The sequence below is a fragment of the Companilactobacillus zhongbaensis genome (assembly GCF_003946515.1).
GTDB classification, from domain to species: domain Bacteria; phylum Bacillota; class Bacilli; order Lactobacillales; family Lactobacillaceae; genus Companilactobacillus; species Companilactobacillus zhongbaensis.
This window is the reverse complement of sequence record NZ_RHOM01000008.1, coordinates 81,157-101,139: the sequence shown is the minus strand read 5'-3', so window position 1 is coordinate 101,139 and position 19,983 is coordinate 81,157. Positions and strand designations below refer to the sequence as shown.

Here is a 19,983-nt window from a genome sequence, read left to right as displayed (position 1 = left end):
CATAATTTTCCGCTAATTATGATTCATTGATCAGTTTGACTAAATCTGTTTTGTGACTTAACTGTCACACAAAATCCCTCTAAATATCTAAAACATTACACTTAATTCAATCTTTTGTTTGATCCGCATGCGAAACCAAACTAATGAAACGTATTGAATTGTAAGAAGTAGAAACTGGCTGAAACAGTTTCTGCTTTTTTTATTTTGGATTGGTTGTGGTTCACTGCCGGTTTCGAGGGGTTCCGGGAATTGCGCTGTGGAACGCCATGGACGCCACTTTGAACCAATCGAGCACAACCCGCTCGCTTGTTTCAAAGCTGGGTCTTTCACTAAGCGGTAAACCGCTAAGTGAAATTTCATGGCTGACAGCGAATTCCCTCCACCCCTCGAAACCTAGGTTTACGCAAAACTGTTATTTTTGGTGGGGGTACAGGTTTGTTGTTTTGTTGGTGTTGAACTGTTTTCTAGCCTGATTAGTACGCTTATTTTTGATTTTACTCATTATTTTGACATTTAAAACACTAATTGGTTAATTGTACGTTCAATGCAGTTTCTTGTGCTGATTCTAATCTGGAGTGAAAACAACTGGTGGTTTGATTCTTTGGCCTTCGGCCTGCCGAATCATTCTCTCTGTTTTCTAATGGAAGTTGATTTTTTGTTTCTAATCTTCTGCTAGGTCTTTCATTTGGTCTGCTTTGTTGGTGAAGATTCCGTCTACTCCCCAGTCTAGTAGTTGTTTGGCCCTTTGTTTGTCGTCTACTGTCCAGACGTTGATTTGGTAGTTGTATTTTTTCATCATTTGGATTTTTTCTTGGGTTAATTCTCTATCATCTGGATGGATTATTTTTGCGTGACAGGCTTGCATTGTTAGGTTCCAGTCGTCTTGGATTGCTTGGTATTCGAATAGGACGGCGTATTTTAGGTCTGGTCTTTGTTTGTACATTTTTTCTAGCATTATTGGACTGAAGCTGGAGATTATTAGGTCGATGTTTTCGTCTAATTTTTCTAGGGCTCTGGCAAATTTTAGTACTAGTTTGTCAGCCAGGTAGTTGGCGTCGTCTCCTACTACTCCTTTTAGTTCGATGTTAGCGTTGATTTGGTTTTTATTTAAAAAGTCGATTAGTTGGCTTAATGTTGGGATTTTTTCTCCCTGGAACTTTTTATCGTACCATGAGCCGGCGTCGGCTTTTTTTACTGTCGATGTTTCTAGGGTTTCGATCGAACCTGATTGGTCAGTTGTTCGGTCTAGTTTGTCGTCGTGGATGATGAAGACGTCTTCGTCTTTGGTGATGCTTAAGTCGGTTTCGATCCAGTTTAGACCATTATCTTTGACTGCCTGAAATGCTGGCATGGTGTTTTCTGGTGCTAGGGTTGGGATACCGCGGTGGGCAAATATTCTTTTTGTCATAATTTCCTCCAAATAACTACATTTTAAAACTTTTGGGGAACAAAAAGGACAATTCTTGATGAATTGCCCCCAGATTATTTATTAAGCTTGGTATCTTGATACACCGTCAAGATATGTTTCTGAAAGTGTCATATCATCATCTAAGACGATAAAGTCAGCATCGCGACCTTCTTTGATAATTCCACATTTATCAAGAATGCATGAACTCTTAGCTGCTGTATAACTTGCCATTTCGACTGCTTGTTCAGCAGTTGCTACGTTCCAGTCAACAACATTTTTGATAGCGTCTTTAAGAAGTAAAATTGAACCTGCAAGGTTGTGTGTTTCATCCTTAAGACGAGCTGTTCCGTTTTCTACGACCACAGGTAATTCACCAAGAACGTAGTCACCTTCTGGCATCAAACCAGCACGCATACAATCAGTGATCAAGGCAACGTGTTCTGCACCCTTCTTTTCGATAACAACACGAGCTGCGAATGGGTTAACGTGGTAACCATCACAGATCAATTCGTCATCAACTAAGTGCATTGAAAGAGCAGCACCGACCATACCAGGAAGACGGTGGTTCAAACCACTCATTCCGTTATAAGTATGTGTAAATCCAGTAGCACCAGCTTCAACACAAGCTTTAGCTTGTTCAAAAGTAGCATCACTGTGACCTAAAGCAACAGCAACTTTGTCAGAAGCAACGGCAGAAGTAAACTCAACAGCACCTTTTCTTTCAGGAGCAATAGAGATCTTAGTGATCATACCATGTGCGGCTTCTTGCCAGTCTTTGAATTCATCAACATCAGGGTCACGCATATATTTAGGGTTTTGAGCACCCTTGTGTTTTTCAGTGTAGAAAGGTCCTTCAAAATGAATACCTTGGATCTTAGCACCAGTGGCTTTGGAAGCATTGTCACCGATCATTGAGCAAATTTCTCTCAATTGATCGTGAGAAGCAGTCAAAGTAGTAGGCAACCATGAAGTAACCCCAGCTTTCAACAAACCTTCAGACATTTCATTAAGCTTATCAAAATCATTATCCATAACATCATGACCACAAAGACCATGAATATGAGTATCTACTAAACCAGGGGCAATAAATTTGTCAGAGTAATCAACAATCTTGCCTTCAGGCTTTTGGTCCTCAGGTAAAAATTGACCAAATTTAGCGTCATCAGTAACTTCAAGATATCCGCCGTTTTCAGTAGTGTTAGGTAAAAAGAACTTCTTAGCATGAATGTAATAAGTCATATTCAATCCTCCAATGATTATAGTCATAGTATAGCAGTTTTTAGTGGTCTATACCAGAGAAAAGATGATCAAATTATTGGCATTTTTCTACAAAAAAATCAATAGACAAAACCACTAAAAACGCTGAAATATCAATCATAAAACACCGTACAGAATCAATATAACATGGGGTAAGTGAAAAAATAGACAAAACCCACAAAAAAGAAAAAATTAGTCATCAACAAAACAAATTTAAGCAGAGAAAAATGTCAAAATAAGCGTAATTTAAAATAGACACAAAATAAAATATAGAATAAAATCCATCTCACCAATCCAAGAATGAACAAACGAATAAAATACTACCCCAATATACATAATCAAGAAAAAGGCAAGAGTGCGAGATTCAAGCACGCGAGCAAGAAGCGAAAGCAAAAGATCAAAAATGAATCAACAACTTTTCCAACAAAAAAACAAAGAAAAGATTGCACCCCAAAGGTACGCCAGGAAACAAAATGAGCGGAGCTTCAGTCCCGCGAACCGAGAAGCAGCACGGAAATCAAACAGACCAAATCTTGCGCATAAACCTAGGAAGCACCTATTTCCCCACTAACCAAAGAGGGGATTGCACTACCCTAGGCGGAGGGGCCCGGGATACACACCTCAGTAGGGAAATTTCACTTGGCAATTCATTGCCTAGTGAAAGACCGAGTTTTGAGATGTCCGAGCGAACTTCTCGGATAGCTCAAAATCGTGTCCCCTACGTTCCCGACCTTGGTTGTTCGGTGGCGTAGCCACCACCAAATTCGGTTGCGCAAGTGCGTCAGCACTTACGTTCCTTTGTTGTATCCCGGGCCCCGGAGCCGGCAGTGAACCACCAAACCAAACTACTACCTCTATCCCAGCCAACAAACAAAGCTACGTCCAAGCAAAACGCTTCTGTCTGCGTCGCTCTCTCACCTCAAGGCAATAAAAAAAGCCTCTATATCAATAGAGACTTCTTACAAACTATCCTTCTAATTCATCATAATATTGCATCTTGCTCTTAATAATACGGTCACACAATTCAGGATAACTAATGCCAACAGCTTCAGCTTCACGAGGCATCAATGAACGAGGTGTCATACCTGGCAATGTATTAGCTTCCATAACATAAATATCACGGTCGCGAACCAAGAAGTCGACACGTCCATAACTAGTCATACCCAATGCTTCAAACGTCTGCAATGCAACTTCTTGCATTTCCAAATGAATATCCTCATCCAAGTTTTCTGGAGGAGTAATAAAGTGCGTCACTGTATTCTCAGTAAACTTATGTTGGAAATCATACCAACCAGTATCAACAGTTATCTCAACAGCAGGTAATACTTGACCGTCAACGATAGCCACTGAGAACTCACGACCCTTAATAAATTCTTCTAGTAAAGCTTCCTTATCAAATCTCAAAGCATCAGCAACCATTGCTTGGAGCTCTGATTCGTCTTTGATGATGTGTGTACCAACACTTGATCCACCGTTTGATGGCTTAACTACCATTGGGAAACCAAATGGTATCTCTTCTTTAGTGATCTTGCTAGTCTTAGTAGAAATAAACTTAGCTGTCTTGATCTTGTTTTGAACGAAAACTTCTTTAGAGAATTTCTTGTCCATGGCAAGAGCTGAAGCTAATGTACCACTACCTGTGTAGCGAATATCAAAAACGTCTAAGACAGCTTGCATCTTACCGTTTTCGCCGTCTTCACCGTGAAGACCTAAGTAAACCATATCTGCGTGTTGGCAGACCTTTAATACGTTCTTTCCTAATAGACCGCGTGTGCCGTCAGTTCTGAGTGCATTGATCTTTTCGTCAGTTAAGACTTCGTCATCAATGACCAATTTTGCTTCATCTTCTGGTTCTGTGTGGAATAGTGCATCGATTTGATCCTCTTCGATGTCGATTCCTAAAAATGAGTCGATATTTGCGACTGCATAACCTTTACTTCTTAAAGCGTTTGAAATTTTAACACCTGAAGATAAAGAAACATTTCTTTCGGTACTTCTACCACCTGAGAGAACGACAATTTTCATGCGTGTTCACCTATTCTTTCTATTCTATTTTCGAATTTAAGCGTGTTCCTAGAACCTATAGAATATCACAAATCAAATTTTTTCTCTACATAAATCGGCAACAAAGCTCATTATGACAACGTTATGCAAAAATAATTTTTTAAAAAAAGCTTGTGCATCAGTCATTCATAAATGATTTTTTTATAATTTTTTAGTGGTACGATTATGGTGTGATTTCGAAATATTCTCGAATTTTTCATATTTTTCTGGTTTAATTAGTTTTAAGGAGGGCTTTAATTGTGAAAAAGCTAAGAGTAATTTTATTAAGCATTGCATCAATCGTAGCATTTGGGATTTTTGCTTCATCGATCAATGTGGCTAAGGCTGATGATACCTTGAAAGAACCTGTGATGACGTTAGGAACTTCTTTAACTTCTGATCAACGCCAAGGTACGATCGACGCCCTATCTTCTCAATTGAGTGGCAACAATAACTATTCGACTTTAACAGTCAACGGCGACACTTTGGTCAAGTATCTGAATCCAAGTGGTAGCTCATTTACTAGCAGCTCTGGCGTTTGGTCATCTGCTTTGATCGAACCAACTTCAAATGGATCTGGTATCAACGTTAATATCGTTAACTATAACGGTAAAAACAACATTACAACGATCACTGCTGATCAATATCGAAACGCAGCTTTGACTGCCGGTATTTCCGACGCTAACATCTACGTTACATCAGCTACACCAATCGACGGTTCAGGTGCTTTAGCCGGTATCTATGCCGCTTATCAAAAAGATGGTAGTTCATTGAACCAAAGCCAAGTTAACGCAGCCCAAAACGAAATGGGTGTCTTAAGTAGTATCACTCAAGCCAACAAAGGAACAGACGGCTATACTGACGAACAGCTTAACAACGCTGTTGCCGGTATGAAGTCAGACTTGGCAAAAGCCGGTTCAAATGTTTCTAAAACTGAAATAACTAATATCGTTAACAACAACTTGCAACAAAACAATTTACAAAATATTATTAACAACAACCAAAAAACTCAATTGGTCAATGTGATGGTACAGATCAAGAATTCGGGTGCTTTGGATAATTCTAACTTTAAGCAACAAGCTCAAAAGCTTAGCGATGATATTACTAGCAAGGCTAAAGGTATTTTCGACAAGCTGAACACAGAGGAAAACCGCAATTTTGTTCAAAAGATTTGGGACGGGATTGTTTCTTTCTTTAAGGGTTTGTTTAATTAAGATTTTATTTGCTCTAGGTCTTTAATTGGATCTAGAGTTTTTTTGTATTTTGATTTTGGTTTGAGGTTCACTGCCGGTTTCGAGGGGTTCCGGGAATTGCGCTGTGGAACGCCATGGACGCCACTTTGAACCAATCGAGCACAACCCGCTCGCTTGTTTCAAAGCTGGGTCTTTCACTAAGCGGTAAACCGCTAAGTGAAATTTCATGGCTGACAGCGAATTCCCTCCACCCCTCGAAACCTAATTTAGTCGAAAAATCCACGTTTGGGTGTGGGGGTACAGTACTTATTTTTATGGTGGTATACTGCCTTAATTTACTTTGTGGCTCCCTTGTTTTATTGCTCTATATTTCTTTGTTGTAGCTTAAAATCAGATCAAAAAATGCAAATTCTTAAACCCTTTGTGCTTTCTGTCTGCTTTGATCTCTTACATTTTTTCTGGTACGTGTCGTTCTTCATTTTTTTATTACAAACATCTTTTTGAATCAGTTTTTCGATTATTGAACAACACAAAAAACAGCCGATGAATTTTCTCATCAGCTGTTTTTCTTTGAATTTTTTCCTATCTACATTTTATCCATGGTTTCATTTAGTAATGCATCCACTCGATTGTTTCCTTCATCTTGAGCGTGTCCTTTGGTCCAACTGAAGGATTTGTTGGTTATTGTTGGTAGTAGTTCGTCTAGTTCTTTCCATAGGCCTACGTTTTTTGGTGCTGTTCCGTCGGCTTTTTTGTAGCCTCTTCTTTTCCATCCGTTTAGCCATCCCTTAGTTATGGCGTTTAGGACGTATTGGGAGTCTAGGACGAAGATGGTTTTTTCGTTTTGTAGGTTTTGTTCGTTTAGTCTTTTGATGCTTTCTATTAGGGCTAGGATTTCCATTCGGTTGTTTGTTGCTCCGAATTCTCCTGCTGTGCCCTCTTCTATTTTGCCTTGGTGGTTGATGTGGAAGGCCCAGGCTGCTTTGTCGGTGGTTTTTACGTGGCCACCTTTGTAATTTCCATGATTTCTGGAGCCGCCGTCGGTGTATACTACGACTGAATAGTCATTTAGATTTTCTGGTTCTTTTTTGTGTGATTTCTTTTTTGTTGGATATTTGTCTTCGCCTTTTAGGAATTCTTGTGCTTCTGCTTCAGTTTGGAAGCTTTTATAACGGGCGTTTTCGAAGCCGTTTACTTGTTTTTGGCATTCAGGCCATGAACGGTAAATGCCGGGATTTCTGCCTCGTCTTACTGCGTAGTATTTTTGCACGGGTGATACCTCACTTATATTTAAATTTTATGAAAAAAGCTTTCTTATATACTATAATTATATGTTGATAGGGTGAAAAAATGAAAAAAAATCAACGACCTGTGTTGTATGTTCACGGCTTTCGTGGGGGAGATTATACAACTGACAAGATGGTCAAATCTGGATTAAAGTATACTGGAAAAAAAGAATTTCTTAAAGCGCTGATAAATTGGCGCGGTCAAATTACGTATGAAGGATCTTGGACGGATGACGAAAGTCCCATTATTCAAGTAGTCTTCCAAAATAAGTGGGTCGGCGAAAATCAAATTGCTCACTGGTTGACTCGTTTGTTGATCGACCTTCGTAAAAAATATCAATTTGAAGAATATGACGCTGTCGGCCATTCTTTGGGAGCTGTTTCTCTAGTGATCGTTAACTTGTTTGAGAAACGCCATAGTTATATGCCTAAGATGAATAATTTGGTTTTGATTGCTGGTCCTTTTAATGGGGTTTTAGGATTGAATGATTTGCCTAATATTAATCGGATCACGGCTGATGGACGGCCCGCTTTTATGAGTCCTACTTATTTTAGGATTTACCTTAATCGTAATAATATTTCTTCTCGTTTGAAAGTTCTGAATATTTATGGGAATGTGGAGGATTATTCTAACAGCGATAAGTATGTTTCAGTTACTTCGGCTTCTTCGATTGCTTATGTTTTGCGGTCGCGGGTTAAGGAGTACACTGATATGCCTGTTGTTGGGGAGAAGGCTGAGCATTCTTTGATGCATGATGATTCGGATATTTTGCAGAAGATTAATTTGTTTGTTTATGCTCCTGCTTGTGATTAGTATGTCAGCCTGTTTGGCTGGCATTTTTTCTTGAGGTGAGAGAGTGGAGCGGACAGTGGCGTTTTACTTTTAGATTGTCTGATTCTTGTTTGGTGTTTGGGATGGTGGTGGTAGTTTGGTTTGGTGGTTCACTGCCGGTTCCGGGGCCCAGGGATACAGTCATGGAACGTAAGTGCTAGCGCACTTGCGCAACCGAATTTATGGTGGCTACGCCACCGAACAATCAAGGTCGGGAACGCTGCCGACTCGATTGAAGCTATTCGGGAAGTTCACCCGAACATCTCCAATACGAGTCTTCTTGTAAGCGATAAATCTCTAACAAGAATTTGGCGGCTGAGGTGTGTATCCCTGGGCCCCTCCACCTAGATAGTGCAACAATCCCCCTTTTTTTGATGGGGACCGATTTATTTTGTACAAATTGGCACTGTTTGCTCGTCCTAGTTTTTGTGGTCTATCTCAGTTTCTATCTTGGTTTGTAAGATCAAAGACAGTTCAAAACCTTAGGTACAGAGCAAACGATTATCAATTTCTTTTCTTGCTCGCGTTCTGGGTTCCCCGCACTCTCGCACTTGAAGACACTACTATTTATTGGCATTCTTCTGCTTGGTTATTTTGGTGCGATTCTTTCGCTTTTTTATTAATTATTCTTTACACTGTATTTGTGAAGTAAATTTTTGAAGAAGTGGGTTTTTGTTTATGATTAAGGTTAAATCTTATCGTCCTTTGGTTACGGAAAATTTGGTTTGGGATTTTCCTTCTCGTTTGAAGCTTAATGTTATTAGTGATTTTCTTGGCTCTCCAATTGCGGAGATTACTGATTTTGTTAGTCAGACTGCTAAGGATACTATGAGTAATAAGGCTGCTTATTGGTTTGTTTCTGAGAAGGATTCGGGCGATTTGGTTGCTTTAATTAGTTTGACTGGAATCGATTTTTCTCGTCGGTTTGCTGTTTTGTCTGTTCAATTTGCTGATGGGATCTCTGACGAGTTTTGTCGGGAGATTTCTGAGCGGTTGTTTTTGTTGTTGGATGAGCAGCTTTCCTTTGATGAATTGGAAATTTCTGAGATTCCGGACAATGTTAGCAATTTCTTCACATTAAATGGTTATAATCTAAATGATAATAAATTGAAGAGGATGTAAATAATGTACGGATACGGTTTATTTTGGGGTCCCTCTATAATTCTGGTAGTCATTGGTATGCTTATCAGTATGTGGGCCTCTTGGTATGTTAATCATACTTTTAGAAAATACGATCAATTTACTAGTACCCGCGGTGTTTCTGGTGCCGAGGCTGCTCGGTTTATTTTGGATAATGCCGGTTTGCAAAACGTCGTTATAAATCAAATTTCTGGTAAATTGACTGATAACTACAATCCTTCAGATAAGACTTTGAATTTATCTGAATCTACTTACAATGCTACTTCTGTCGCCGCTATTGGTGTAGCTGCCCACGAATGTGGTCACGCTATTCAAGATCAGAAGAATTACTTCCCTATGCGGATCAGATCAGCCATCGTTCCAGCGGTCAATATTGGTTCTAACTTGTCATTTCCAATGATCGTTTTAGGTATGATCTTAGGTATGAATCATACTTTGATCATGATCGGTATTTGGCTTTTTGCTTTGGTGGTATTGTTCCAAGTGGTTACTTTGCCAGTGGAATTCAATGCTTCAAATCGTGCTGTTAGCATACTAGCATCTGGCCAGTTGCTTAATAATGACGAGGTTCCGATGGTTAAGCATGTTTTGCTTGCGGCTGCTTTGACTTACGTAGCTGCTGCACTTTCAACGGCGTTACAACTGTTACGTTTGATCCTTATTTTTGGGAACAATCGGGAATAAATTTAATTTTAAAAAACTTGTCCAGTAACTTAATTTTAGTTGCTGGATTTTTTTTGCTCACAATTTATACGAAAGTGTGTAGTTTTCGGTTTAGAAACTGTCAGGAGGCACGATTTTGATGGTACAAATTAGTGCTACACATTTTTTCTTGCTAAACTTGCTGCGGTTTGGATCGTGCTTTTTACTTTTATCCTCAAGTATGCGAAAACGAGCTCCGGCACACAGCGGCCTCCGGTTAACACAGGTGGTCGAGGCACGGCTTCGCCGCACCTTGTTCGACCACCCGCGTTAATCCTCAGCAGCTAACCGTGTGCCTCCGCTCTCTGTTTTTTAATCCTCAGCAGCTGACCAACCTCGCTGCGCTCTCTGTGTTTTTTTGTTGACAAATAAATAAGCTAAGTCTATTATCATGGTCAATTAAACATTTCGCCCAAAACCGATGAGGTGGAGATAACAATTATTGTGCGCGTACAGAGAGTTGTCGTTGCTGAGAGTACAGCCGAACGCAGGTAATTAAATGGACCACCGAGGGTTCTCCTGAAATTTAGTATGGAGAAACGTTCAGACATACGTCAGTTGTCAAGGGAGTGTTGGCTCTCTGTTAAGCGTGATTTTGATGACTATTTGTCGTAGTCTCGAAATTGAATTAAGGTGGCACCGCGGATTTCCGTCCTTAACTTCTTCTGAAGTTTTGGGCGGATTTTTTTGTGGGAGGAAATTATGGACAAACGATGGCAATTCCTTTTAGATTATGCAAATTAAATTTAAAAGGACGATTATTATGAATATTGAAAAATTAAGACATTTTGCAAAAAACTTTACTGCTGTACCTGTGACGATCAACTTTGATTTACCTGACTTTGATCCGATCGACCTTACTCAAAACCTCAATCAGGCTGAAGGCCCTTGTTTCTTGTTCACCGGTCAACCTAAACCTGACGAGGATGGTTACAGTTTTATCGGTCTAAACCCAGAACTTGCCGTGACTTTTAAAGATGGTATTTTGACGATTGAAGATTCAACGGGTGTTCACACTAAAGAAGCCTTATTAAAGCCCTATTTAGAAGACTTATTAAAAAAATATCGGACTCCAAAAATTTCTGAACTCCCTCCTTTTCTCGGTGGTTTTGCCGGATATTTGAGTTACGATTACGCTCGATTTGCCAATCCCACTTTGCCACAAAAATTAGCTGATCCATACAACTTGAATGATGCCGACTTTTTGCTGATCAAAAAAGTCATCGCTTATAACCACAAGACTCATCAAGTAACTTTGTCGAAGATCATCCCTAGCACACAACTGAATCAGCTTTTTGACGAAACCATTGCTGAACTCAACGAATTGAAACAAATTGTGATCGACAACAACCGTTCAGCTACTTTGCCCAAGTTCCACATGGATTCATCTTTGCAGCTGCATTTTGATCAAGATGAGTTTGCCGAAAAGGTCGCGGAAACTAAAAAACATATCGTCGATGGCGATATTTTCCAGTTGATCTTGTCCAATCCGCAACACGCTACGATGTCTGGAAGCCTGTACCCAGTCACGAAGAACTTGTTCCACGACAGTCCGGCTCCTTATCAATTTTTTTACAAACATCACAACTTTGAGACCGTCGGCTCTTCTCCAGAGACTTTGATTTCGAAACATGGTGAAAAGCTGTTCACTTATCCCCTAGCTGGTACACGTCGTCGCGGTAAAACTCCTGCTGAAGATAAAAAATTTGCTGAAGAGCTCACTCACAGTCCTAAGGAATTATCCGAACACAACATGTTGATCGACCTCGGTCGCAATGACTTAGGTCGAGTCAGCCGCTTCGGCTCCGTTCAAGTAACTAAGGCACGGAAGCTGCTCTACTTCTCCAACGTCATGCACATGGGTTCCACCGTTGAAAGCATTGCTGATTCCAAAATGTCATCGATCGACATCGTTGAATCGTTGATGCCAGCAGGAACACTTTCAGGTGCACCTAAAATCAGTGCCATGCAAATCATTTCTCAACTTGAAAACCGGAAGCGTGGTATTTACGGTGGTTGTCTCGGCTACTTTGATTTTTCTGGTAACCTCGATTTTTGTATCGGCATTCGCCTCGCCTACCGTCAAGACGAGCATCTGGTAGTTCATTCTGGAGCCGGCATCGTCGCTGACAGTGTTGCTAAAAATGAGTATCAAGAATTCAATAACAAGGCGCGCAACGTCGTTGATGCCTTGAACAAGACTAATCACACGGAGGTCTTATCATGATTTATTTGATCGATAACTATGACAGTTTCACTTATAACTTGTACCAACTACTCGGGACCATCGGGCAAAAAGAGATCACGGTCGTCAAGAATGACCAGTTGAACACGCAACAATTAGAAAAACTAAATCCCGAAGCATTAGTCTTCTCCCCTGGTCCGGGGCGTCCCGAAGATGCTGGCAATATGAATCAGCTGCTCAAAGATTTCATCGGTAAAGTCCCCATCCTTGGCGTTTGTTTAGGTGAACAAGCCATCGGTGAGATTTACGGTGCCAAAGTCGTTCATGCCCAAAAATTAATGCACGGTAAGCCTTCCAAAGTAACCGTCACTTCTGACAGTCAGCTTTTTAATAATTGCCCTAAGCAATTTAACGCTGCCCGTTATCACTCCTTGATCGTTGATAAAGACTCGATTGGAGATAATCTATCGATAACAGCGACAACTGACTCTGGTGAGATCATGGCTGTGTCTGATGAGAAACAAAAAGTTTTTGGGGTCCAATTTCATCCTGAATCGATTATGACTGACCCTACTGTCGGTAAGCAGATCGCGGAAAACTTTTTGCAGATAGTTTAATTAAATTAAAGTTAAATTAAAACTTTTTGTTGACAAAAATCACTTTTGGACTTATTCTCTTAACAACGAATCAATTCGTCCATAAACCAATGAGATGGAAGTCAAGATTATCGTGCACGCACAGAGAGTTGTCGTTGCTGAGAGTACAACCGAACGCAGATAGTTAAATGGACCATCGAGGGTCTTTCCGAAAAGTAATGAGTACGAAAGAACGTTAGGCATACGTAAGTTGTCGGGAGGGTGATTGCCCTTCGCTAAGAGTAATGGACGATAGAAGATAGGTATTTTTGGATACCCTAATTCTATCAGTCTATTAAAATAAGGTGGCACCGCGGTATATCCGTCCTTAAACGCTAAGCGTTTATGGGCGGATTTTTTTATACTTAGGAGGTTTCACTAATGACTATGAATCAACGATGGCAGTTCTCAAATTAATTAAACACACTTATCAGTAAATTAATTTGGAGGATTTTAATTATGATCGAAAATGCAATTATGAAATTAAGCGAAGGACAAGATTTAACTTTTAACGAAACGAACCAAGTGATCGATGAGATCATGACAGGAAAAACTACTTCAGTTCAAATTTCGAGTTTTTTAACCGCCCTAAGCGTAAAAAAAGAAACCGTTGAAGAAATTGCCGGTGCAGCCGATGCCATGAGAGCTCACGCCTTAGACTTTGAAGCTGATGAACCAGTTCTCGAAATCGTTGGTACTGGTGGTGACCATTCCAACTCATTCAATATTTCAACTACTTCAGCTTTAGTCGTAGCTGCAACTGGTATCCCGGTCGCAAAACACGGTAATCGTGCTGCTTCATCCAAGAGTGGTGCTGCTGATGTTTTGGAATCACTAGGAGTTCAGATCAACCTTGATCCTAAACGCAGCGAAGCCATTCTTAACCAGATCGGCATTTGCTTCTTATTCGCCCAAGAATATCACAAGGCAATGAAATACGTTGCCCCCATCAGAAAAGAATTAGGAATCAGAACTTTATTCAACGTTTTAGGACCTCTGGCAAATCCCGCACACGCAACTAACCAAGTCTTAGGTGTGTATGATGAAAGCCTGGTCGAACCAATGGCTAAAGTACTCGACCAATTAAATGTTAAAAATGCGACCGTCATTCATGGACAAGATGGCTTCGACGAAGCATCGATCTCCGCACCTACTACGGTAATGGAAGTTCACGATGGCAAGTTTAATAAATACGAGATCACTCCTGAACAATTCGGTCTCAGACGTGCTAACAAGGATGAAGTGATCGGTGGCACACCTCAAGAAAATGCCGCTATCACATTAGACGTTTTAAACGGCGTCCAAGGTGCTAGACGTGATGTCATCCTCCTAAATTCAGCCTTAGCTATCCATACAGCAAAACCTGAAGTAAGTCTTCAAGCAGCTATCGAGCAAGCTAAAACCGTGATCGACAACGGATCAGCTATGAAAGAATTACAAGAATTCATCCGCTTGACTGAGGAAGGTGTCGCAGCATGATCCTCGACGACCTCGTTTCAGCTACTAAAAAACGGATCGAGCAAGAAAAACAAGTGATCTCACCAGCAGAAATGGAACAACGAGCTAACGAATTACCAAATAAAGATCCTAATGCAATCATTCAATTATTTTTACAGCCAAGACTACATTTCATCGCTGAGATCAAGCGGTCATCCCCTTCTAAAGGCACGATCGTCACAGATTTTCCTTACTTAGAAATTGCTCAACAATACCAACAAGCTAAGATCGATGCAATTTCCGTCTTAACGGAACCCGACTTTTTTCACGGAGACATTCACTACTTGAAAGAAATCTCGCAAGAAGTCACGACTCCCTTATTGAGAAAGGATTTCACCATCGACCCCTACATGATCTACCAAGCTAAGGCAAATGGAGCCAGCTTGATCCTATTGATCGTTGCAATTCTTTCAGATGAACAGTTGCAAGAATACTTGCAGCTAGCTAAAAAATTAGGCTTAGCTGCTTTAGTCGAAGTTCACGATGAGCACGAATTAGATAAAGCCTTAAATGCTGGAGCGGAAATGATCGGTGTTAACAATCGCAACTTAAAAGACTTCACCGTTGACCTCAACAATAGTTTGAAACTACGGCCATTGGTCGACTCATCCATCCCCTTCATTACCGAAAGCGGGATCAAAGATGTTACCGATATAGCTCGATTAAAGCAAGCTAACGTCAATGGTGTTTTGATCGGCGAGACCTTCATGAAAGCACCCGATCGCATCGAAAAAATCAAACAGTTTCAAGGCGTATAAATTATGACGAAAATTAAAATTTGTGGACTAATGAATTTAGATGACATCAAAGCAATCAACCAGGCTAAACCTGATCTAGCTGGATTCATTTTTGCCGGTGGACGACATCATTTAGATCTGGCCCAAGCGTTAAAAATGCGTCAGGCTCTCGATCCATCAATCAAAAGTGTCGGTGTCTTCGTTAATGCTCCAGTCACCGAAATGGTTGAAGCAGTTGAAAGTGGTGCCGTTTCTTTGATCCAATTACACGGTCAAGAAAGTGAAGATACGGTTAAACAACTCCAGGCAAAAAACATTCCTGTCATCAACGTCTTCAAACCTGACACGATCAACTTAAACACCGCTGCTGATTACATCATGATCGATAGTGGCAGTGGAAATGGTCAGTTGATCGATTGGCAAAAATTAAAAATTACTACTAAAAAACCTCTGATCATCGCCGGTGCCCTCGACATCAATAATCTCCATGATGCGATCAACGCGATCCATCCAGATTTCGTCGACATCTCACGTGGTGTTGAATCAGCTGGTCAAAAAAATTCAGAGAAAATATTACAAATCGTTCCCAAAGCACACGCGCTTTATTAATAGGAGGAAATACCATGAAAGAAATGGAAAAAGAAACTACACCATCACGTCATTACGGAGAATTCGGAGGTCAATACATCCCCGAAACTTTGATGGGAGAACTCGATCGGGTGGCTGCAGCTTATAACAAGTACAAAGACGATCCCGACTTTTTGAAGGAGTTGCATGATCTACTTAATAACTATGCTAACCGTCCTTCATTGTTATATTACGCAAAACAAATGACGGAAGACCTTGGCGGTGCCAAAATTTATCTTAAACGTGAGGACCTTAACCACACTGGTGCTCACAAGATCAACAACGTTATTGGCCAAGCTTTATTAGCTAAAAGAATGGGCAAGACTCGTTTGATTGCCGAAACTGGTGCCGGCCAACACGGGGTCGCAACCGCTACTATCGCCGCTTTATTCAATATGGACTGTGAGATCTTCATGGGTAAAGAAGACACTGAACGGCAAAAATTAAACGTCTACCGGATGGAATTACTAGGTGCTAAAGTTCATCCCGTGACAACTGGTTCAATGGTCCTAAAAGACGCCGTTAATGCCACTTTACAAGAGTGGACTCAACGGATCGACGATACTTTTTACGTAATGGGTTCAGCCGTAGGTCCTTATCCATTCCCAGAGATGGTTCACGACTTCCAAAGCGTTATCAGTAAAGAATCCAAGCAACAAATCTTAGAAGCTGAAGGAAGATTGCCTGACATGGTCGTAGCTTGTGTCGGTGGTGGTAGTAATGCCATCGGAAGTTTCGCCGACTATATCGACGACAAAGACGTACAACTAGTCGGCTGTGAAGCTGCCGGTAAAGGTGTCGACACCGACCAAACAGCGGCCACGATCGAACGAGGTTCTGTTGGTATTTTCCACGGTATGAAATCAATGTTCCTGCAAAATAAATACGGCCAGATCGATAAAGTTTACTCCATCTCAGCTGGACTAGACTATCCAGGTGTCGGACCAGAACACGCTCACTTAGCCGAATTAAAACGTGCTAAATACGTTGGCATCACAGATGACGAAGCCGTTGACGCATTCGAATACATCGCCAAGATCGAAGGAATCGTAGCAGCCATCGAAAGTTGCCACGCCGTAGCCTACGTAGAAAAAATCGCCCCTAAAATGCGTAAAGATCAAATCATCATCTGCACATTATCAGGACGTGGTGACAAAGACGTTGCCTCAATCGCAAAATACAGAGGAGTAAATATCGATGACTAATTTAAAACAAATTTTTTCAAACAAAAAAGCATTCATTCCCTTCCTAGTAGCAGATGATCCAAACTTTGATACGACAGTAGAAAGCATCATCACCTTAGCAGAAAACGGCGCCGACATCGTAGAACTAGGAATCCCCTTCTCCGACCCAGTAGCAGACGGTCCCGTGATCCAAGACGCCGACCTACGTGCCTTCGCCTCCGGAGTAAATACCGACGTAGTCTTTGACATCGTAGAAAAAGCTCGTCAAAAAACCGACGTACCGATCATCTTTTTGACATACTTAAACATCGCCTTCAAATACGGCTACGAAAAATTCTGCCAAAAATGTCAATCACTCAAAATCTCCGGCCTAGTGATCCCCGACCTACCCTACGAAGAACACAACGAATTAAAGCCGATCGCCAACAAATATGACATCGACTTAATCCCACTAATTGCCCCAACTTCAGGAGACCGGATCGAAAAAATAGCCAAAACAGCCACCGGCTTCATCTACATGGTCTCATCCCTAGGAGTAACAGGAGTAAGAGAAGACTTCTCAACTCAACTAAAAAACACCATAGAAAAAATCAAACAAGCAACCGACGTCCCAGTAGCAATAGGCTTCGGCATCCACTCCCCAGAGCAAGCAGAAAAACTATCAGCCATCTCTGACGGAGTAATCATCGGCAGCGCAGTCGTAAAAATAATCGCCAAAAACTCAGCAAATACCCAACAGGACCTAGCTGAATATGCCAAAAGCATCAAAAATGCCATTTCGGTAAAAGCATAAGTAAAAGTCTAAATATGCATCAACATCAAAAGAGCAACTTCAATAATGAAAATAATTGGAGTTGCTCTTTTGATGTTTCAATAAGAAATAAAAGTTTAGAATTTTATTGTGAATATAAACGAGTTCCTCGTTTATATTCACAAATCTTATAGGAAATAGTATCAGTATATGATAATATAAACGTATAATTCGTGGATGGAGGAACAATTATGGAATTGTTAAAATTTGACATAAATGGATTAAAATTATACAAAAGCGAACGATTCAGCTTTGATTTCGTAGCTAAACAGCGAGCAACTGACAATAACTCAGATAGCTTAACCAATATTTTTAATCGAATATATGTACATAATGTAATGTCCGTGGTTGGAATCAATGCTGTTGGAAAGACCACAGCACTATCCATCACCAATGAAATCATAAAAGTTTATCTTTCCGGAGAAGGTTTCACAGATATGCAACACGCATTCATTGGCAAAGAATTTAATATCAAGGTTTATTTGTTTGATGACAATGAGAAAAGAATATACCTTGTTAATTCTGAATTAAAAAAAAGTGAAGATAATAAATTCGAATTTACTAATGAGAGCATTTTTGAAAAAGGTATTTCAGGAGTAACCAAGAAAAATTTATGCGATTTTTCAAACAGTACGGCCACACTAGAAAGAAATGAAATTGAGTCTGGCCTTCTCCCAGATAATTTTTCCGTCTTCAGAAAAATTCTAAACAAATCCAAAAGATCTAACAATAAACCAGAGTCACTATACTTTAACAGCTTCCTTTCTGCCGACTACTTACTAGGACAGGAATTTGTGTCACCGGAAGTATTATCATATTTAGATCCTAGCATTGAATATTTCAAAGTTGTTGATGACACTGTTGATGAATCAAAAAAACAATATCGATTAAAATTTTATTCAGGGAACGAATTAAGAATTAACAGTGTATCCGAGCTAAGTCAGTACTTTTCTTCAGGAACACTCAAAGGAATTGCTCTATTCACCGTTGCCTGGTTAATTTTAGAAACTGGTTCAGTTCTGTTAGTTGATGAATTAGAAAATCATTTTAACAAAGCCATCGTCAAAACCTTTATTAGCATCTTTCAAGATAAGACGATTAATAAAAACAATGCCAAACTTGTCTTCACAACTCATTATCCAGAATTATTGGATGCATTCGACCGTAATGATGATGTACTTATTGCACGTCGGCAAGAAAAGATGACTTTGGACAATCTTGCTGAATTATTAGATAGAAATGACTTCAAAAAAAGCGAAGTTTTTGAAAGTGACTACTTAGGCGGTACCGCTCCAAATTACGATTTAATGATGAGTGTACGAAAATCATTTAACAAAAAATTTGGTAACCACGATGACAAATAAACTAATTATTCCCAAAAATCACAAAATAGCATTGCTCTATGAAGGAAGCGCCGAAAAGGCCATAATTGAGAACTTACTGGACAATAATCAATTAATATTTAACCGAGACGATTTATTGGAAGGTAAAATTTTTAAACGTTGTGGCTTACCAAGTTTTTGTAAATCACACCTAGGACATGAAATGAGCAATACAATTTATATTATTAGAATTATTGATTCCAAAGGTGAAAAGTATAATATTCCACCGGTATATGAACACAAAATTGAGGAAGTATTGACGATCATCACATCTCCAGAAATTGAAATACTCCATATAATTTCAGAAGGTAAATATGACGATTATCAAAACAATCATAAGAAATTGAAACCCAGTAAATATGCGAATGAATATTTACACCTAAAAAAAAGTTTCTCATACCATGAAAATTTTTGGAAAACCTCAGACTTGATTTCTTCCATCAAAGAATACGACCGAGTAACATCAAGTGAGGGCTACAACCTATCAGATCTGCTGAAAAAGGAAAATTAGTACTGTTTTACTATGTTAATGTTTGTGCTCCAGATTTCGAATAATATAGAAGAAAAAAGAAATCTATTAAAAATTCGATACAAAATTTCAAGCATATAAAAGTTATTAAAGGCTTAAAAAAACGAGAAAATGGGGTTCTCCTCATAATAAATGAAATAGATATACCCAAACATAAAAATCAATAAAGAATAATCAACAGGAAAACTCAATCTAAACAAAAACAATTCACCACCATAAAACTAAGGACGGTATCCACCCACCAAAAGAGGATTATTCCACAAACTTAGGTTCTGCGGGGGGGTGGAGAGAATTCGACCGTCAGCCATGAAATTTCACTTGGCAATTTATTGCCTAGTGAAAGGCCCAGCTGTGAGATGTCCGAAGCGGTTTCCTTCGGATAGCTCAGAGTGGTGCCCATGGCGTTCTGCGGTCGCAATTCTCGGAACCCCCCCGCAGAACCGGGAATAACCCTCCAAAAAAATATTAAAAATAGCATTATTTTCCATTTTGACGTACACTTTTTTTATATAAAAGAATCAATGGGGAGAAAACA

General features: G+C 39.9%; 17 protein-coding genes. 13 read left to right on the top strand and 4 right to left on the bottom strand.

Annotated elements, in window-relative coordinates:
- Positions 1-661: 661 nt before the first annotated feature.
- The 3 genes from EKM69_RS05505 to EKM69_RS05495 all read right to left on the bottom strand — a co-directional run bounded on the left by EKM69_RS05505 (position 662) and on the right by EKM69_RS05495 (position 4,690).
- Positions 662-1,408 (bottom strand): glycerophosphodiester phosphodiesterase family protein, encoded by a 747-nt coding sequence (locus tag EKM69_RS05505; protein WP_125708945.1) that lies wholly within the window; start codon positions 1,406-1,408, stop codon positions 662-664.
- Between the two features lie 81 nt (positions 1,409-1,489).
- Entirely contained in the window at positions 1,490-2,647 is a 1,158-nt protein-coding gene (gene nagA / locus EKM69_RS05500; RefSeq protein WP_125708943.1) for an N-acetylglucosamine-6-phosphate deacetylase, read from the bottom strand.
- A gap of 984 nt (positions 2,648-3,631) precedes the next feature.
- On the bottom strand, positions 3,632-4,690 hold the full coding sequence (locus tag EKM69_RS05495; RefSeq protein WP_125708941.1) for a D-alanine--D-alanine ligase: 1,059 nt from the start codon (positions 4,688-4,690) through the stop codon (positions 3,632-3,634).
- A 275-nt stretch (positions 4,691-4,965) separates the two neighbouring features.
- On the opposite strand from EKM69_RS05495, the gene EKM69_RS05490 reads away from it, so the two are divergent.
- Complete coding sequence (locus EKM69_RS05490) at positions 4,966-5,922, top strand: DUF1002 domain-containing protein (RefSeq protein WP_404825401.1); 957 nt, start codon at positions 4,966-4,968, stop codon at positions 5,920-5,922.
- Between the two features lie 565 nt (positions 5,923-6,487).
- Here the strand turns inward: EKM69_RS05490 and EKM69_RS05485 are convergent.
- Positions 6,488-7,171, bottom strand: a complete 684-nt coding sequence (locus EKM69_RS05485) for a ribonuclease H family protein (RefSeq protein ID WP_125708937.1) — start codon at positions 7,169-7,171, stop codon at positions 6,488-6,490.
- Between the two features lie 80 nt (positions 7,172-7,251).
- Between EKM69_RS05485 and EKM69_RS05480 the strand changes: the two genes are divergently transcribed.
- The 12 genes from EKM69_RS05480 (at position 7,252) to EKM69_RS05425 (ending at position 19,430) form a co-directional block, all read left to right on the top strand.
- Positions 7,252-8,001 (top strand): alpha/beta hydrolase, encoded by a 750-nt coding sequence (locus tag EKM69_RS05480; RefSeq protein ID WP_125708935.1) that lies wholly within the window; start codon positions 7,252-7,254, stop codon positions 7,999-8,001.
- Between the two features lie 696 nt (positions 8,002-8,697).
- Positions 8,698-9,141 (top strand): hypothetical protein, encoded by a 444-nt coding sequence (locus EKM69_RS05475; protein WP_125708933.1) that lies wholly within the window; start codon positions 8,698-8,700, stop codon positions 9,139-9,141.
- A gap of 3 nt (positions 9,142-9,144) precedes the next feature.
- The gene (locus EKM69_RS05470; protein ID WP_125708931.1) at positions 9,145-9,843 is read left to right on the top strand and encodes a zinc metallopeptidase; all 699 of its coding nucleotides are present in this window, start codon (positions 9,145-9,147) and stop codon (positions 9,841-9,843) included.
- A gap of 781 nt (positions 9,844-10,624) precedes the next feature.
- Positions 10,625-12,088 carry an anthranilate synthase component I family protein gene (locus tag EKM69_RS05465; protein ID WP_125708929.1) on the top strand — a complete coding sequence of 488 codons (1,464 nt, stop codon included), beginning with the start codon at positions 10,625-10,627 and terminating at the stop codon, positions 12,086-12,088.
- Positions 12,085-12,663, top strand: a complete 579-nt coding sequence (locus EKM69_RS05460) for an anthranilate synthase component II (protein ID WP_125708927.1) — start codon at positions 12,085-12,087, stop codon at positions 12,661-12,663. The genes EKM69_RS05465 and EKM69_RS05460 overlap by 4 nt, the downstream gene beginning before the upstream one ends.
- Positions 12,664-13,140: 477 nt before the next feature.
- Complete coding sequence (gene trpD / locus EKM69_RS05455) at positions 13,141-14,160, top strand: anthranilate phosphoribosyltransferase (protein ID WP_125708925.1); 1,020 nt, start codon at positions 13,141-13,143, stop codon at positions 14,158-14,160.
- On the top strand, positions 14,157-14,936 hold the full coding sequence (gene trpC, locus EKM69_RS05450; RefSeq protein ID WP_125708923.1) for an indole-3-glycerol phosphate synthase TrpC: 780 nt from the start codon (positions 14,157-14,159) through the stop codon (positions 14,934-14,936). The genes trpD and trpC overlap by 4 nt, the downstream gene beginning before the upstream one ends.
- 3 nt (positions 14,937-14,939) lie before the next feature.
- Complete coding sequence (locus EKM69_RS05445; RefSeq protein ID WP_125708921.1) at positions 14,940-15,524, top strand: phosphoribosylanthranilate isomerase; 585 nt, start codon at positions 14,940-14,942, stop codon at positions 15,522-15,524.
- A 14-nt stretch (positions 15,525-15,538) separates the two neighbouring features.
- A complete protein-coding gene (gene trpB / locus EKM69_RS05440) occupies positions 15,539-16,747 on the top strand; it encodes a tryptophan synthase subunit beta (RefSeq protein WP_125708919.1) in 1,209 nt (402 codons plus the stop codon).
- A complete protein-coding gene (gene trpA / locus EKM69_RS05435) occupies positions 16,740-17,519 on the top strand; it encodes a tryptophan synthase subunit alpha (RefSeq protein ID WP_125708917.1) in 780 nt (259 codons plus the stop codon). Before trpB ends, trpA begins: the two co-directional genes overlap by 8 nt.
- Before the next feature lie 209 nt (positions 17,520-17,728).
- On the top strand, positions 17,729-18,901 hold the full coding sequence (locus EKM69_RS05430) for an AAA family ATPase (RefSeq protein WP_125708915.1): 1,173 nt from the start codon (positions 17,729-17,731) through the stop codon (positions 18,899-18,901).
- Positions 18,891-19,430, top strand: a complete 540-nt coding sequence (locus EKM69_RS05425; protein WP_125708913.1) for an N-6 DNA methylase — start codon at positions 18,891-18,893, stop codon at positions 19,428-19,430. The genes EKM69_RS05430 and EKM69_RS05425 overlap by 11 nt, the downstream gene beginning before the upstream one ends.
- Positions 19,431-19,983 lie beyond the last annotated feature (553 nt).